Annotated in this window: 13 protein-coding genes; 12 read left to right on the top strand and 1 reads right to left on the bottom strand. The window is 43.6% G+C overall.

Annotated elements, in window-relative coordinates; translation table 11 throughout:
- Positions 1–71 precede the first annotated feature (71 nt).
- The 11 genes from K7R10_RS01925 (at position 72) to K7R10_RS01875 (ending at position 12,157) form a co-directional block, all read left to right on the top strand.
- Complete coding sequence (locus tag K7R10_RS01925) at positions 72–908, top strand: CvfB family protein (RefSeq protein WP_224482997.1); 837 nt, start codon at positions 72–74, stop codon at positions 906–908.
- A 67-nt stretch (positions 909–975) separates the two neighbouring features.
- Complete coding sequence (locus K7R10_RS01920; RefSeq protein ID WP_224482996.1) at positions 976–1,818, top strand: 1,4-dihydroxy-2-naphthoyl-CoA synthase; 843 nt, start codon at positions 976–978, stop codon at positions 1,816–1,818.
- A gap of 34 nt (positions 1,819–1,852) precedes the next feature.
- Complete coding sequence (locus K7R10_RS01915) at positions 1,853–2,443, top strand: SPOR domain-containing protein (protein WP_224482995.1); 591 nt, start codon at positions 1,853–1,855, stop codon at positions 2,441–2,443.
- A complete protein-coding gene (locus tag K7R10_RS01910; protein ID WP_224482994.1) occupies positions 2,443–3,351 on the top strand; it encodes a 1,4-dihydroxy-2-naphthoate polyprenyltransferase in 909 nt (302 codons plus the stop codon). The genes K7R10_RS01915 and K7R10_RS01910 overlap by 1 nt, the downstream gene beginning before the upstream one ends.
- A gap of 41 nt (positions 3,352–3,392) precedes the next feature.
- On the top strand, positions 3,393–4,145 hold the full coding sequence (locus K7R10_RS01905; RefSeq protein ID WP_224482993.1) for a LytR/AlgR family response regulator transcription factor: 753 nt from the start codon (positions 3,393–3,395) through the stop codon (positions 4,143–4,145).
- 780 nt (positions 4,146–4,925) lie between these two features.
- Positions 4,926–6,881, top strand: a complete 1,956-nt coding sequence (locus K7R10_RS01900; RefSeq protein WP_224482992.1) for a histidine kinase dimerization/phosphoacceptor domain -containing protein — start codon at positions 4,926–4,928, stop codon at positions 6,879–6,881.
- Between the two features lie 39 nt (positions 6,882–6,920).
- On the top strand, positions 6,921–7,598 hold the full coding sequence (locus K7R10_RS01895; protein ID WP_224482991.1) for a metal-dependent hydrolase: 678 nt from the start codon (positions 6,921–6,923) through the stop codon (positions 7,596–7,598).
- Positions 7,598–8,659, top strand: coding sequence for an o-succinylbenzoate synthase (locus K7R10_RS01890; RefSeq protein WP_224482990.1), 1,062 nt, complete (start codon positions 7,598–7,600; stop codon positions 8,657–8,659). The genes K7R10_RS01895 and K7R10_RS01890 overlap by 1 nt, the downstream gene beginning before the upstream one ends.
- 13 nt (positions 8,660–8,672) lie before the next feature.
- Positions 8,673–9,584, top strand: coding sequence for a CPBP family intramembrane glutamic endopeptidase (locus K7R10_RS01885; RefSeq protein ID WP_224482989.1), 912 nt, complete (start codon positions 8,673–8,675; stop codon positions 9,582–9,584).
- 43 nt (positions 9,585–9,627) lie between these two features.
- Positions 9,628–10,725, top strand: a complete 1,098-nt coding sequence (locus tag K7R10_RS01880; protein WP_224482988.1) for an AMP-binding protein — start codon at positions 9,628–9,630, stop codon at positions 10,723–10,725.
- Between the two features lie 133 nt (positions 10,726–10,858).
- Entirely contained in the window at positions 10,859–12,157 is a 1,299-nt protein-coding gene (locus K7R10_RS01875) for a M20 family metallo-hydrolase (protein WP_224482987.1), read from the top strand.
- Positions 12,158–12,164: 7 nt separating this feature from the next.
- Here K7R10_RS01875 and K7R10_RS01870 read toward each other — a convergent pair whose 3' ends face one another.
- Positions 12,165–12,587 carry a DoxX family protein gene (locus tag K7R10_RS01870; protein ID WP_224482986.1) on the bottom strand — a complete coding sequence of 141 codons (423 nt, stop codon included), beginning with the start codon at positions 12,585–12,587 and terminating at the stop codon, positions 12,165–12,167.
- A 125-nt stretch (positions 12,588–12,712) separates the two neighbouring features.
- Between K7R10_RS01870 and K7R10_RS01865 the strand changes: the two genes are divergently transcribed.
- Positions 12,713–14,056 (top strand): M24 family metallopeptidase, encoded by a 1,344-nt coding sequence (locus tag K7R10_RS01865; protein ID WP_224482985.1) that lies wholly within the window; start codon positions 12,713–12,715, stop codon positions 14,054–14,056.
- The last annotated feature ends 63 nt before the right edge of the window (positions 14,057–14,119 follow it).

Below are 14,119 nucleotides of genomic sequence, written 5' to 3'. Positions count from 1 at the left end.
TGTATAAAATATAAACTGATATTTTTAACAGTGTTTTGGGCGACTCGCAGAGATTGATGTACTTTTGTTACATGATAAAAACAGGCTCTTACAACACGCTAACCATCGATCGCCATACTTCAGTAGGGCTTTTTTTAACCGATGAGGAAGGGAATGATATTCTCTTACCCAATAAATATGTTCCTGAAGACTATGAGCTGGGAGATAAAATGACGGTGTTCTGTTACCTCGACCATGATGAAAGGCCGGTGGCAACAACCCTGAAGCCTGCTATTACTTTAGGTGAATTCGGACTGCTAAAGGTCGCAGATGTTTCCCAGATCGGAGCTTTCATGAACTGGGGGTTGGAAAAGCACTTGTTCGTTCCCTTCAGAGAGCAGGCCAGAAAAATGGAAGAAGGAAAACATTACCTGGTCTACCTTTACGAAGATGAGAAGACCGGGCGACTGGTTGGTTCCAGCAAAACAGACCGTTTTCTTTCGAATGATGAGGTCACTGTTGATGAGAATCAGGAAGTAGACCTGATCGTAAAGAGATTTACAGACCTTGGGGTAGAAGTTATAATAAACAACCGACATAAGGGCCTGGTGTACCAGGATGAGATCTTCAGAAAACTACACCTTGGAGAACACCTCAAAGGCTATATCAAGAAGATCAGGGAAGATAATAAGATCGATGTGGCCTTGCAGGTGCAGGGTGTACGCAATCTGGAGCCTTCCGCAGAAAAGGTTCTAAAGACCCTGAAAGATAACGGCGGCTACCTGCCCTTGCACGATAAGAGCGACCCGGAAACGATCAGCAGGGAACTGCAAATGAGTAAAAAGAGTTTTAAAAAGGCTGTGGGCATTTTGTATAAAAAGAGGCGCATTACCATCGAAGAGGGAGGGATACGCCTGATCGAATCCTGAACCGGTATACGCCTTAACTTTCAATTAGAAAATATTTGATTAATTTCATTTTTTAAAGCATAGATTCATGAGTAAACCTGAATGGAAAACAGTAAAAGAATACCAGGATATCACCTATAAGAAAGCTAACGGCGTTGCACGTATAGCCTTTAACAGACCGGAAGTGAGAAATGCGTTCAGGCCTAGAACAGTGGCAGAATTGTTCGAGGCATTTGTCGATGCCCGTGAAGATACCGGTATCGGGGTCATTCTGTTTTCAGCAGAGGGACCTTCTCCCAAAGACGGGGTTTATTCTTTTTGCAGCGGTGGAGACCAGAATGCCCGTGGTCATCAGGGGTATGTTGATGATGAAGGAATGCCGAGGCTTAATATACTCGAAGTTCAACGATTAATTCGTTTCATGTCAAAAGTGGTCATCGCTGTGGTTCCCGGTTGGGCAGTAGGAGGAGGCCATAGTCTTCATGTGGTCTGCGACCTGACCCTCGCTTCAGAAGAACATGCTATATTTAAACAGACCGATGCTGATGTAACCAGTTTTGACGGGGGGTATGGTTCTGCGTACCTGGCCAAAATGGTGGGACAAAAGCGCGCACGCGAAATTTTCTTTCTGGGACGAAACTATTCAGCTCAGGAAGCCTATGAAATGGGAATGGTCAATGCTGTGGTGCCTCATAGCGAGCTGGAAGACACGGCTTATCAGTGGGCACAGGAGATTCTTCAGAAATCTCCTACTTCAATCAAAATGCTTAAGTTTGCTTTTAATCTTACGGATGACGGAATGGTGGGACAGCAGGTTTTTGCGGGTGAAGCAACCCGTTTAGCCTATATGACGGATGAGGCCAAGGAAGGGCGCAATGCCTTCCTTGAGAAAAGAAAACCTGACTTTTCCGATATTAAATGGATTCCGTAGATCTACCTTAGAGTCCAACCATAAACCATATACCATGCCTTATGTCGAGGAAAAACACCTTGTAAGGCTGCATGAGAGCCTTGAGAAAAAGGAGCAGTCTGAAGAACGATTGCTCAGAGTTCTGAAAAAAGAACGTTCCGCTTATGCCCTTTCAAAAAAAAAGCATCTCGTTGTTTCAGGAGTCTTACTGTTTTTACTGGCATGTTCGATAACATGGGGGGTCATTACCTATGTTTCAGAGCCATCTGAACAGGTTCGTGCCTCTGAGACGATAGGTATAGAGGAAGTTGAAGAACTGCGCCAAACCATAGCCGGGCTTCGTTCTGAAAATGAAGCTTTGAAACGTTCCCTGGTATTGGCCGATAGTTTGCTCGATCCGGAACGCCTTCTGTACACCGTACAGGTAGGAGCTTTTGAAGAAAGAAAACTTCCATTGCTTTCTAGGGCATTCGATGGAATGAAGGTTACTTCAGACCAGTCGATCAACAGATATGCCCTTGGAAATTTTGCAACCCTCGAAGAAGCCAGGGAATTGAGAAAGGAATTGATAACCATGGGCTTTGAAGATGCATTTATAGCTTCATACAGGAATGGAAAAAGGATTAAAATAGAAGAAGCCTTTTAATGAAGAAAACCAAAGCTTACCTCAATGCTGCGCGGTTGCGAACCCTTCCGCTATCGGTTTCCGGTATCATCACCGGTTCGGCAGTTGCCCTGATCGATCATGCCTTCGATATACAGATCTTTTTACTGGCAATAATCACCACCATTGGTTTCCAGGTCTTGTCTAATTTTGCAAATGACTATGGCGACGGAGTAAAAGGCACTGATAACGAAGAAAGAATAGGGCCGGCCAGAGCCATGCAGAGCGGGTTGCTTACTGCTTCTGAACTCAAGGCAGCCATAGTGATTACGGGGGTGATAAGCCTGCTTTCAGCTATGATACTGATCTATCTTGCTTTTGGCACTGACTACCTTTGGTATGCCTTGTTATTTTTCATATTGGGCCTGATCTCTGTAATGGCTGCCATTACCTATACTGTGGGGCGAAGTGCATACGGTTACAGAGGCCTTGGAGACCTGTTCGTATTTCTGTTCTTTGGCCTGCTTGCCGTAGTGGGATGCTACTTTCTTTATACCAAGGCTCTGACTGTGGAGGTCTTTTTACCGGCGGTTACCATTGGGTTTTTCAGTGTGGGTGTTCTGAATCTTAACAATATGAGAGATATCAAAAGCGACCGAAATGCCGGAAAGATCACCCTGGCCGTCAAAATGGGGATAAACAAAGCCCGAACCTATCATTATGTATTGGTGGTTGCCGGAATGCTGAGCAGTCTGTACTTCGCATACCTGAACTTTAGCTCGTGGTTTAACTTCTTATTCGTGCTTAGTTTTATTCCCCTGGGGCTTCACCTCAAAAGGGTAGCCGATAGTAAAGACCCTTCTGTACTTGATAAAGAACTGAAGCCCCTGGCTCTGAGCACCTTTCTCTTTTCCATTCTCTTCATGACCGGTTTTAATATTTTTTTGTAGATTTAAAGACCTTCTAAACTAAATAACTAATACTAACTACTTTGGACCCACTCATTAAGATTCTTATTGTTGAGGATAATGTGATCATAGCTGATGACATGCAATCCATGCTTGAAGAGATCGGTTACGATATCGTAGCCAATGTTGTTGATTATGAGAGTGCTGTAGAAGCCCTCAGTAACAATGAAGTTGATCTGGCATTAGTCGATATCATTCTGGCTACTGAAAAGACCGGAATCGATGTCGGTAAATACATCAGGGAAAACTGCAATATTCCCTTCATCTTTGTAACCTCCAATTCGGATAAGGCAACGGTGGAAAATGCTAAAACGGTCAAACCGAACGGATACCTGGTAAAACCTTTTGAACAGCAGGATCTGTTCACGTCTATCGAGATCGCTCTTTCAAATTTTAATGAGACCAACCTGTCTCAGGCAGGGGAGACGAACAATTCACAGGATGATCATGTATCGAATTCGGTACTTCGAAATTCGATTTTTGTCAAGAAAAACCAGCATTATCACCGCATCCCGTTCGACGATATTCACTTTGTCAAGGCCGATAACGTCTATCTGGAAGTAAATACGGCTGATAAAACCTACCTGGTACGTTCCGCTTTAAAGGATTATTTGGAAAAACTGCCTTCTCACCAATTCTACCGGGCTCATAAGTCATATATCGTGAACCTGGACCACATTCAGGCGATTAATTCCCGTGATATTGTTATCAACGGTCAGACCATTCCTATTTCCAAAGACTTTAAGGATTTTATCCTCTCAAATATGAACTCCTGAAAAAGTAGTAACCACATTCAGAGTGTTTTACGCAACAACATAGTCTTGACTGGCAACAATAATTTTTCTTTGCGCAAGTGCTGATATACATTTACAGTGTTGTTAGTTATTAATGACTGATACGATGCCCTAAATGTTATCAGTTCAAATAGCCCTGAATAAACTAATACCTAACACCTACACTAATGGTTTTCGTGAAAAGAGTTCCGGATCTCCGGGGCTCTTTTTATTTTTTACCCGTATCGAAAGTAGTTAAAAGGCTCATATCTTATGTTTTACAACATCTCCTGCCAGGTTGACAACAAAGTTTTGCCCTGAAAGCTGCTAAAATGCTAAGTTTACTCCATCGATTAGAAAAAGTTGATTAATAGCCTAAGCAACTTGTTTCATAATGATGCCCCAAAACGAGTTTTAAGTACCCCTTAAGGCTCGTTTTTTTTATACACCGATACCTGGTGCTTAAGTTGCTTTTTGTCGATCCCGTTTAAGACACGAATGTTCTCAGGGAAGTGATGTCTGAGACTATATGCTATAAAGTATTTGCCGCTTTTCCTGATATTTTGAATACACAACAAAATGCCGCCTTTATACAACAATTATTTATCTGGGTTGGGGAAAAGACCTATGTTTATCCCGCTGTTAAGATGTTAATCGTATAGCGAAAAGTAAGACATGCTTTTAGTTATATGTTTTCAGTGAATAGAAAGCCTAAATGAAAATTTAGGCTTTTTCCATACACCTGAAGATATCCCACCAGCAAGTTTCAACCCCAAACGAAATATGTATCGAAGCATTTTTACAACCTTATTTTTATCGATCATAGGCAGCTTTTCGGTTACTATAAGCGTTTCTGGCCAGAGCGCCGGGATAACCGATAACAGTTATGAACGTTTCACGGGGCTGTCTTCTTCTGAAGGGCAGTTGAAATTCTTCTTTGAAACAACTAACAGATACGACAGAAGATCTGCTTACCGTTGGCTCGAATGGGTCGGGAAAGCTATAGATTCTGCAAAATCAGCAGAAAACACCCAGGATTATTTTATCTATAAAACCATAGAATCACAAATCTATAACGACCTGGGGAATTACGAAAAATCCATACAGATCGGCGAAGCGCTTTCAGAATCATTAAACATGATGGACTTTGAGGTCAAAAGTCGCATGTTGGGGGTGCTTGATGATAGCTATGAAGCGATGCAGCTCTATAATCAACAATTGGAAACACGTATGGAGCTGAAAGAACTTGGGGTTGATGTTCCCTTATATGATATTTACTCCAATATAGGCTTGCACAGGCAGGCCATGATAGATTATGCCAATACCTATGGAGATGTACTTGAAGAAGGAAACGGATTTGAAAAGGCGGCATATTTCAATCAGAAAGCCACTTTTCTAAGGAAAGACGGATCTGTTTATTCTGCGCTGAAAGAGTATGAGAAAGCTCTTGAAACCATTGAAAGTTACATGGATCATGAAATGACACTTACTCCATCAGACTTCAGGGAAGCTATTTTTCTAAAGGGAATGATTCTGGGTAACATGGGTAAATGTCTTGTTGACCAGGGAAAATATGAAGAAGCTATTCCGTATATAGAGGCCGGAATATCTGCCAGCAGGGAATATGATCGTGGACGCTACCAGAAGAACGCTATTGACTTTTGGACAGAACTGGCTAAATGTTATATGGAGAATGATGATCTCAGGCTGGCAAAGGCTTATCTTGACAGTATTGATATGCAACCGCGTATTGTGAATAATAAGATAGCTGAATTTAACAGACTGAAGGCTAATTATCATCTGAGAAAGAATCAGCCGGATTCTGCAGCCACCTACTATAACCGGTACATGCAGTTGAAAGATTCTCTGGAATACAATCAGCTCAGAAAACAATTACTCGGCCTTGTGGTTTCTTTCGATCTGACCAACCAAAAGGAGTCGATTATCGAGCAACAGCGTATGGACCTGGAACGCAACCGTTCAGAAATACTGCAACGGGAGAAGACCATCTACCTGAGTATCGTAGCCCTTATTTTCAGCGTTCTCTGTGTAATTGCCCTTATAATCGCCTATATCAAGAGTATTAAGAACAAACGCCTTATCGAGAACCAGAAGAAGTTCATCGAGCAATCTCTTGTTGAAAAAGATTCGCTGCTTAAGGAAATACATCACCGTGTAAAGAACAACCTGCAGATGGTTTCCAGCCTTTTGAGTCTGCAGTCTAAAAGTACACGCAGTAAATCAGCCATTAATGCTCTGGAAGAAGGAAAGAACCGGGTTAAGGCAATGGCCCTTATTCATCAGAAGCTATATCAGAACGAAGACCTTTCTGTCATCGAGATGCAGGAATACATAGAATCACTGGTAGCCAGTATACAATCAGTCTACAAAAAGGAGGGTTACGATATCAGTGTCAATGTGCATGCAGAAGGCACTCAGCTCGATGTAGACAGGGCTATTCCCATAGGTCTTATTCTCAATGAGCTGGTTTCAAATTCGTTTAAATATGCCTTTAATGACGGTAAAACAGGAAATATCGATATTTACCTGAAGAAAAAAGGTGAAGAGGTGTCTTTCGAATATACCGATGACGGGGTGGGATTGCCTGAAGATCTTGGTGAAGTATCTAAAGGATCCATGGGGCTCAGTCTTATTCAGCGCCTGGCTAACCAGCTGCGTTCCAAACTGAACATCGACAGGGAAACCCGGGGGGTGCGCTTTTGGTTTAATTTCACTTAAAATTTTCCTACTTTTAAAGGTGAACAAAAATTTCTTTTTATGAAAATCACCTTTTACGGACATGCCTGTCTGGGAATACAGATCAATGATATACATATTTTAGTAGATCCCTTTATATCGGGAAATGAAAAAGCTTCAGATATCGATATCGATTCACTGAAAGCTGATTACATATTGCTAACACATGCACATCAGGATCATACCCTGGATGTGGAACCGATCGCCAAACGAACCGGAGCTGTTATAGTTTCGAATTATGAGATCGCCAATCACTACGGTGAAAAGGGTTTTGAAACCCACCCAATGAACCATGGCGGCAGCTGGGATTTCGAGTTTGGTAACCTTAAATATGTCAATGCCATTCACACTTCCTCCTTTGGTGATGGCAGTTTCGGGGGGCAACCCGGAGGATTCGTATTGGAAGGAGAACACAAGAATATCTATATAGCCGGAGATACAGCCCTCACCATGGATATGAAACTGATACCCATGCGTACAAGACTGGATCTTGCGATCCTGCCGGTGGGCGATAATTTCACCATGGGGTATGAAGATGCGGCTATTGCTTCTGATTTCCTGGAATGTGATAAGGTGCTCGGGTATCACTACGATACTTTTGGTTTTATCGAAATCGACCATGATGCAGCCAAGAAATATTTCTATGAGAAGAATAGAGACCTGATGCTGTTGGATATAGGCGAAAGTATCGAACTCTGATGAAGGCCACTTACCATCGATATACGTTAGAGTTCAAAAGACCCAGCGGCACATCGAGAGGGATCATGAACACCAAGGAAACCTGGTTCCTGGTACTTCAAAATAATGGGCGTACAGGTGTGGGAGAGTGTGGTATCTTCAGAGGTCTGAGCTTTGACGACAGGCCTGATTACGAAGAAAAGCTGCAATGGCTCTGCCAAAATATACATTTGCCTGAACTGGAGCTGCTGCATTACCTAAGGGAATTCCCTTCGATTCAATTTGGTCTCGAACAGGCCATCCGATCCCTGCATGCAGCTGAAAACCTTGTATTGTTTCCCGGTGAATTCACTGAAGGAAAGAAAGCCATACCCATAAACGGATTGATCTGGATGGGTGACCCTGGATTCATGCTTGAACAGATCGAAGAGAAGCTCGATCAGGGCTTTGATTGTATAAAAATGAAGATCGGGGCCATCGATTTTGATAAGGAAATGGCTTTGATCAGGGGTATCAGGAAAAACTTCAGCAAAGAGCAGGTAGAGCTAAGGGTCGACGCCAACGGAGCCTTCGGAATAGGGGAAGCAGCCGATAAGCTCAGGAGTTTATCTGAATTTGACCTGCACTCCATAGAACAGCCCATCAGAGCCGGCCAATGGCAGGCCATGGCTTCGCTTTGTAAAGGGACCCCTCTTCCTATAGCCCTTGACGAAGAATTGATAGGCATCACCGATGTAACAAAAAAGGAAGAACTGCTACAAATCGTCAGCCCGCAATATATCATCCTGAAGCCATCATTGACAGGTGGATTTCAAGGAGCAGGGCAATGGATCGAACTGGCTGAGAAATACGATATAGGCTGGTGGATTACCAGTGCACTTGAAAGCAACATAGGGCTGAACGCCATTGCACAATGGACCTTTACGCTGAATAATGGAATGCCCCAGGGCCTGGGAACGGGTAGCCTGTTTACCAATAACATTCCTGCTCCCTTAGAGGTTCGGGACGGAGCGCTTCATTATAACAGTTCAGCAGCATGGGATTTGAATGCTGTGCTCAAACAAATAAGGAATGAAACTTAATCTCTATTAATATATGTACGTAGCTCAAGGTTACAAGGGTGATATCGGTTTGTGGAAATACCTGATCATACCCGGTTTGTTTTTTGCCTTAATGGTGTTGAATTACCTGGCAGTAGTGGTTCTTAATATCGATGTAGAAGCCTTGATGGCCAAACAGATTGAACAAAAAGGAGAAATCAGGGTATTGATAGAATTACTGGCTCCTCTGGCTTTTGGCCTGGTTTTTCTCTTAGGATGGGTAAAACTGGTTCATCAGCAATCGATCACCTCTCTGACCACTGCCCGCAATAAGATTGACTGGAAACGGATTTTCTTCGCTTTTTTTCTTTGGGGGATCATAACAGGTCTGATGATCTTTCTGGATTACCAGCTGGGTCCTGAGAATTATGAGTGGAACTTTGAATGGGAACCTTTTTTATACCTCCTCCTGGTAGGAGTTCTCCTAATCCCTCTTCAGACAAGCTTTGAAGAATATCTTTTCAGGGGATATCTCATGCAGGGTATCGGGATATGGGCCGGTAACCGTTTGGTTCCTCTGATCGCAACTTCGGTTCTCTTTGGTTTGATGCACCTGGGTAACCCTGAGGTCGGGAAACTGGGGTATGGTATCCTGGTCTATTATATAGGTACCGGTTTCTTTCTGGGGATTATAACACTCATGGATGAAGGAATTGAACTGGCTATCGGATTTCACGCTGCAAACAACCTTTTTACGGCCCTTTTGGTAACCGCCAGCTGGACTGCCTTTCAGACCCCATCAGTATTGAAAGACATAGCGACTCCTGCTCTTGGTTTTGACGTGTTGGTACCCGTTTTCGTGGTTTTTCCTTTGTTGTTATATATATTTTCAAAGCGATATAAATGGAAGAACTGGAAGGAAAGACTCACAGGAAAAGTGGTTAAACCGGATGATATCAGGGCTTAACGATTTATCTTTCTATTCGCACAGAAAGCATTAATTTTACAGTATGAAACCAACATACGAAAATTTACACCTGAAGTTCAAGCTCAATGGTATTCATTTTAACCGCGAGGAGCTTAAAGAGGTAGCCTATAGTTTTGTCAAGGAAGGTAAAGATTTTGAGATCGCCGTGGGGGATTTCCTCATGGATTGGGTAGATGACAAGGACTATATACAGGTACGTACTTCAGGATCGACCGGAAACCCCAGGATGATAAAAATTCAAAAACAGGCCATGGTAAATTCTGCCCTGGCTTCAGGAGATTTTTTTGGTATCAGGGTTGGTGATACGGCATTACATTGTCTTCCTGCGGGGTTTATCGCCGGTAAAATGATGCTGGTGAGAGCTATGATACTCGGTTTAGAGATCGATCTGGTGGAACCCAGCCTCACACCTTTGTCTGAAGTGAATAAGTCTTATGATTTTTCGGCCATGATTCCCCTTCAGGTGATGAATTCGCTCGATAAACTCAATCAGATCAAGAAACTCATCGTTGGCGGAGCTCCTGTTAACCGTGACCTGATAGAGGCTGTTCAGAACAAACACACCATGATCTTTGAAACTTATGGTATGACCGAAACCGTTACTCATATCGCTGCTAAGAAGATCAATAATTTCAGAAACGCAGAAGAGGTTGAATCGGCCCGATTCGAAGTGTTGCCAAATATTGAAATAAAACTTGATGACCGGGGCTGCCTGGTAATACAGGCTCCTGATTTAGCCGAGGAACCCGTGATAACAAATGACCTGGTAAAGATTCATGAAGATAATTCCTTCGAGTGGCTTGGTCGCGTGGATCATGTGATCAATTCAGGAGGGGTGAAGGTGATACCTGAACTGGTGGAAGAAAAATTTGCCCCTTATATCAGGGATCGTTTCTTTATTTACGGTATTCCTGATAAGGAATTGGGTCAGAAGGTGGTGTTGGTAGTGGAAGGCATGGAGAATCAAAGGGAAGAAATAGAAGATGAAATTTCACGGGTTAAAAACCTTGAAAAGTTTGAACGACCCAAAGATATACTCTTTACCTCGCGTTTTGAGGAAACCGAAAACAGCAAGGTGATCAGGGAAGTCACCGTTGAAAAGATTCTTGAAAAGGCCTGACCGGCTTTCAAAACTTCATACAAAAACGTCCGATATGGACGTTTTTTTATTTCATAGCCTTTGTGATAGATTACAGGGGGAGGTGAATAAATACATGGTTTTCTTAACTTAGTGAGAATATTATTTGATGCTTATGAAAAATATAGCCTTACTGTTTTTTCTTTTAGCCCTGGTAAACGTTTATTCACAAAGCGATACGGAAGCGTTGAGAGTTGATAAGGAACGTATAAATGAAAACCTTACAAAGTTATCGACCTTTGGTCGCGACAGCAGCGGTCACTCATACCGTGTGGCATTTTCTGATGAAGATGTGGCAGCCAGAGGTTTTGTCTTACAACTCATGAAAGATGCCGGTCTGGAAACCCGTATCGACTATGCCGGTAATATAATCGGCCGAAGAGATGGGAAGGATTCGAAATCCAAACCTATCATATTCGGTTCCCATATCGATATGGTACCCGATGGAGGTGATTATGATGGCTGCGTAGGGGTTATGGGAGCGATCGAGGTGATAAAGACGCTCGATGAAAGAAATGTAGTGACTAACCATCCTCTTGAAGTCATTTTGTTTGCAAATGAAGAAGGAGGGGTAATTGGCAGCAGTGCCATTGCAGGGCATTTAAATACAGATCTTCTCGGTGAAAAGAACATCACAGGAATCACCATGGGAGAAGGAATCAGAAAGATTGGAGGAAACCCAGACAGGATTGGTGAGGTGGCCCGGGAAAAGGGATCTATGCTTGCTTTTCTGGAATTGCATATCGAGCAGGGAGCCATACTTGAGAATGAACAGATCGATATAGGGATCGTGGAAGGAATCGTCGGTATTGAATGGTGGGATGTCACTATTACCGGTTCTGCAAATCATGCCGGGACAACTCCTATGAACATGCGAAAAGACGCCATGCTTGCGGCAGCTAAATTTACCATTGCCGTAAATGAGGTGATCAACAGCGTTGAAGGGAGGCAGGTAGGAACAGTGGGCAGAATAAAGGCCGAACCCGGGGCACCGAATGTCATACCCGGCAAGGTCGTTCTGAGCCTCGAGATCAGGGACCTTTCCAAGGAAAAGATCAGGCAGCTTTTTGAAATGATACAAGAGCGCGCTGAGCAAATAGAAGCCGAAACCGGTACGGAAATAGCGTTTGAACATCTCTCTACAGACAGTTATCCGGCTCTTACCGATAAGCTTATTAAATCGACCATTGCATCAGTGGCTTCTGATCTGGGTTACAGTCATAAGGAAATGCCCAGCGGGGCCGGGCATGATGCCCAGGAAATGGCTGTGATCGGTCCGGTTGGAATGATATTTATTCCCAGCAAAGGCGGTATCAGTCACTCTCCGGAAGAATACAGTTCTCCTGAAGACATCGCCAGGGGTGCCAATGTTCTGTTACATACGATTCTGGAACTGGACCAGAAAGGTCTTTGATCGGGTTCTACTGTTGCATTTTAAAATAATAGTCGGCCGAATGTTTTCCGCTTCCGTAAAAGAGGAAGAAAATACATAAGAGGAGTGCCACTGTTGAAAGTATCAGATTGCCTGCATGCATTTCTCCTGCAAAATTAATGGCTACAGCACCGATCAGTATGGGAAGCTGTGCGATCACTGACCATCTGGTAAGCAATCCGAAGGCAATGAGCAGGCCTCCTACCATATGAGCCGGCGCCACATAATGTATCATGATCATCGACCCCGCAAGATTCTGAAAGGGTTCGATCAGATCGATCAGGTATTGGCTGTTGGCGATGAATTTGGTTCCCTTTATGAACAGAAATACTCCCAGAGCCACCCGGAGCAGATCCAAGGGATAATAAGTGTGCGCGTTCGCCCACTTATTAAGATTCTTAACAGTTTCCATTTTGGTTTGTTTATTGGTTAAACTATCTATTAATATACTGAAAAACAGCCACTTGTAAAAGTGATTTTGCTTCATTTCATCAAATCGTTCTTTTGATGTAATTTGTACGGAAAATCTGAAAACACATGCTGAAAAAAATTCTGTTGTTAAGCTTTGTGATGGCCGGCCTTTGCCTGAATGCACAGCGCATTCTCCCTGAACGCGAAAGAGCCGAGGTTATTGATGAGATCCTGAAAGAACGGTTTACCTACCTGCTACCCGAACTCATGGACCGTGCGGGAATCGATATGTGGGTAGTTATATCCAGGGAATATAACGAAGATCCGGTATTAAAGACAATGTTACCTGCGACCTGGCTGAATGCGCGCCGAAGAACCATCCTGGTCTTCTATCGCGATAAGGCGGCAGATACCCTAGAACGCCTGGCTGTGGCCCGCTATAATTTCGGAGAGAATATCATTTCAGCCTGGGATAAAGAAAAACAACCTGATCAGTGGGCACGACTGGTCGAGATCATCGAAGAGCGGGATCCCCGGACCATCGGATTGAACTATTCAGAGCATTTCAATATTGCAGACGGACTGGTTCTTACCGACTATAATGAGTTTATGGAATATCTTCCAAATACCTATAAAAAGAGAATTACCTCTGCAGAAGAACTGGCTGTTTCCTGGATAGAGACACGTACCCCAAGAGAAATGGCCATTTACACACAACTGGTAGATATTACGCACGATATCATTGCAGAAGCTTTTTCTGAGGAAGTGATCACCCCCGGAGTGACCACCACTACCGATGTGGAATGGTGGATGAGGGAAAAGGTGACCGGTCTTGGTCTTGAAACCTGGTTTCACCCAACGGTCGATGTGCAGCGTACCAGCGAGGAACTGGTCGGCCACCTGTATTCATTTTCCGGGAGACCTGAAAATGAGGTGATCATGCCGGGAGATTTGCTTCATTGTGATTTTGGGATCACCTACCTGCGTTTGAATACCGACTGCCAGGAGCTGGCCTATGTACTGCGAAGAGGAGAAAAGGAAGCTCCTGACTTCTTAAAGAAAGCTTTTGAGAAAGGAAACCAGGTGCAGGATGCCCTCACTCGTAATTTCGAAAAAGGAAAAACAGGCAATGAGATCCTTCTCAAATCTCTTGGGGAAGCCAAGGCAGAAGGACTGCAACCTGCGATTTATACCCATCCTCTCGGAAGTTACGGTCATTCGGCCGGTCCGACCATCGGGATGTGGGATTCCCAGGGGGGAGTGGAAGGCGATGGTGATTATCCCCTGTACCCGAATACCGTCTATGCTATAGAATTAAATGCAACGGTGAACATACCGGAATGGAATCGCGATATCCGTATCATGCTGGAAGAGGCAGGGTTCTATGGCGATGACGGCTTTAATTATGTAGATGGCCGGCAGACGGAGTTTCTGCTGATCCCCAGGGTGAATGACCATTTGAGTGATTGATAATTATCTCATCAACATAAGCGAAAATAAAAAAAGCCGTTCCTGTTAGAAGGAACGGCTTTT

Source organism: Robertkochia aurantiaca (genome assembly GCF_020166495.1).
GTDB lineage: Bacteria > Bacteroidota > Bacteroidia > Flavobacteriales > Flavobacteriaceae > Robertkochia > Robertkochia aurantiaca.
This window is presented reverse-complemented; position numbering and strand designations above follow the sequence as displayed.

What these genes read in the sequence shown, in the direction of transcription:
- K7R10_RS01885 (WP_224482989.1), top strand. Translation starts at nt 8,673, where the DNA reads ATGTACGTAGCTCAAGGTTACAAGGGTGATATCGGTTTGTGGAAATAC.
- K7R10_RS01895 (WP_224482991.1), top strand. Translation starts at nt 6,921, where the DNA reads ATGAAAATCACCTTTTACGGACATGCCTGTCTGGGAATACAGATCAAT.
- K7R10_RS01880 (WP_224482988.1), top strand. Translation starts at nt 9,628, where the DNA reads ATGAAACCAACATACGAAAATTTACACCTGAAGTTCAAGCTCAATGGT.
- K7R10_RS01865 (WP_224482985.1), top strand. Translation starts at nt 12,713, where the DNA reads ATGCTGAAAAAAATTCTGTTGTTAAGCTTTGTGATGGCCGGCCTTTGC.
- K7R10_RS01900 (WP_224482992.1), top strand. Translation starts at nt 4,926, where the DNA reads ATGTATCGAAGCATTTTTACAACCTTATTTTTATCGATCATAGGCAGC.
- K7R10_RS01870 (WP_224482986.1), bottom strand. Translation starts at nt 12,587, where the DNA reads ATGGAAACTGTTAAGAATCTTAATAAGTGGGCGAACGCGCACACTTAT.
- K7R10_RS01925 (WP_224482997.1), top strand. Translation starts at nt 72, where the DNA reads ATGATAAAAACAGGCTCTTACAACACGCTAACCATCGATCGCCATACT.
- K7R10_RS01910 (WP_224482994.1), top strand. Translation starts at nt 2,443, where the DNA reads ATGAAGAAAACCAAAGCTTACCTCAATGCTGCGCGGTTGCGAACCCTT.
- K7R10_RS01920 (WP_224482996.1), top strand. Translation starts at nt 976, where the DNA reads ATGAGTAAACCTGAATGGAAAACAGTAAAAGAATACCAGGATATCACC.
- K7R10_RS01890 (WP_224482990.1), top strand. Translation starts at nt 7,598, where the DNA reads ATGAAGGCCACTTACCATCGATATACGTTAGAGTTCAAAAGACCCAGC.
- K7R10_RS01915 (WP_224482995.1), top strand. Translation starts at nt 1,853, where the DNA reads ATGCCTTATGTCGAGGAAAAACACCTTGTAAGGCTGCATGAGAGCCTT.
- K7R10_RS01875 (WP_224482987.1), top strand. Translation starts at nt 10,859, where the DNA reads ATGAAAAATATAGCCTTACTGTTTTTTCTTTTAGCCCTGGTAAACGTT.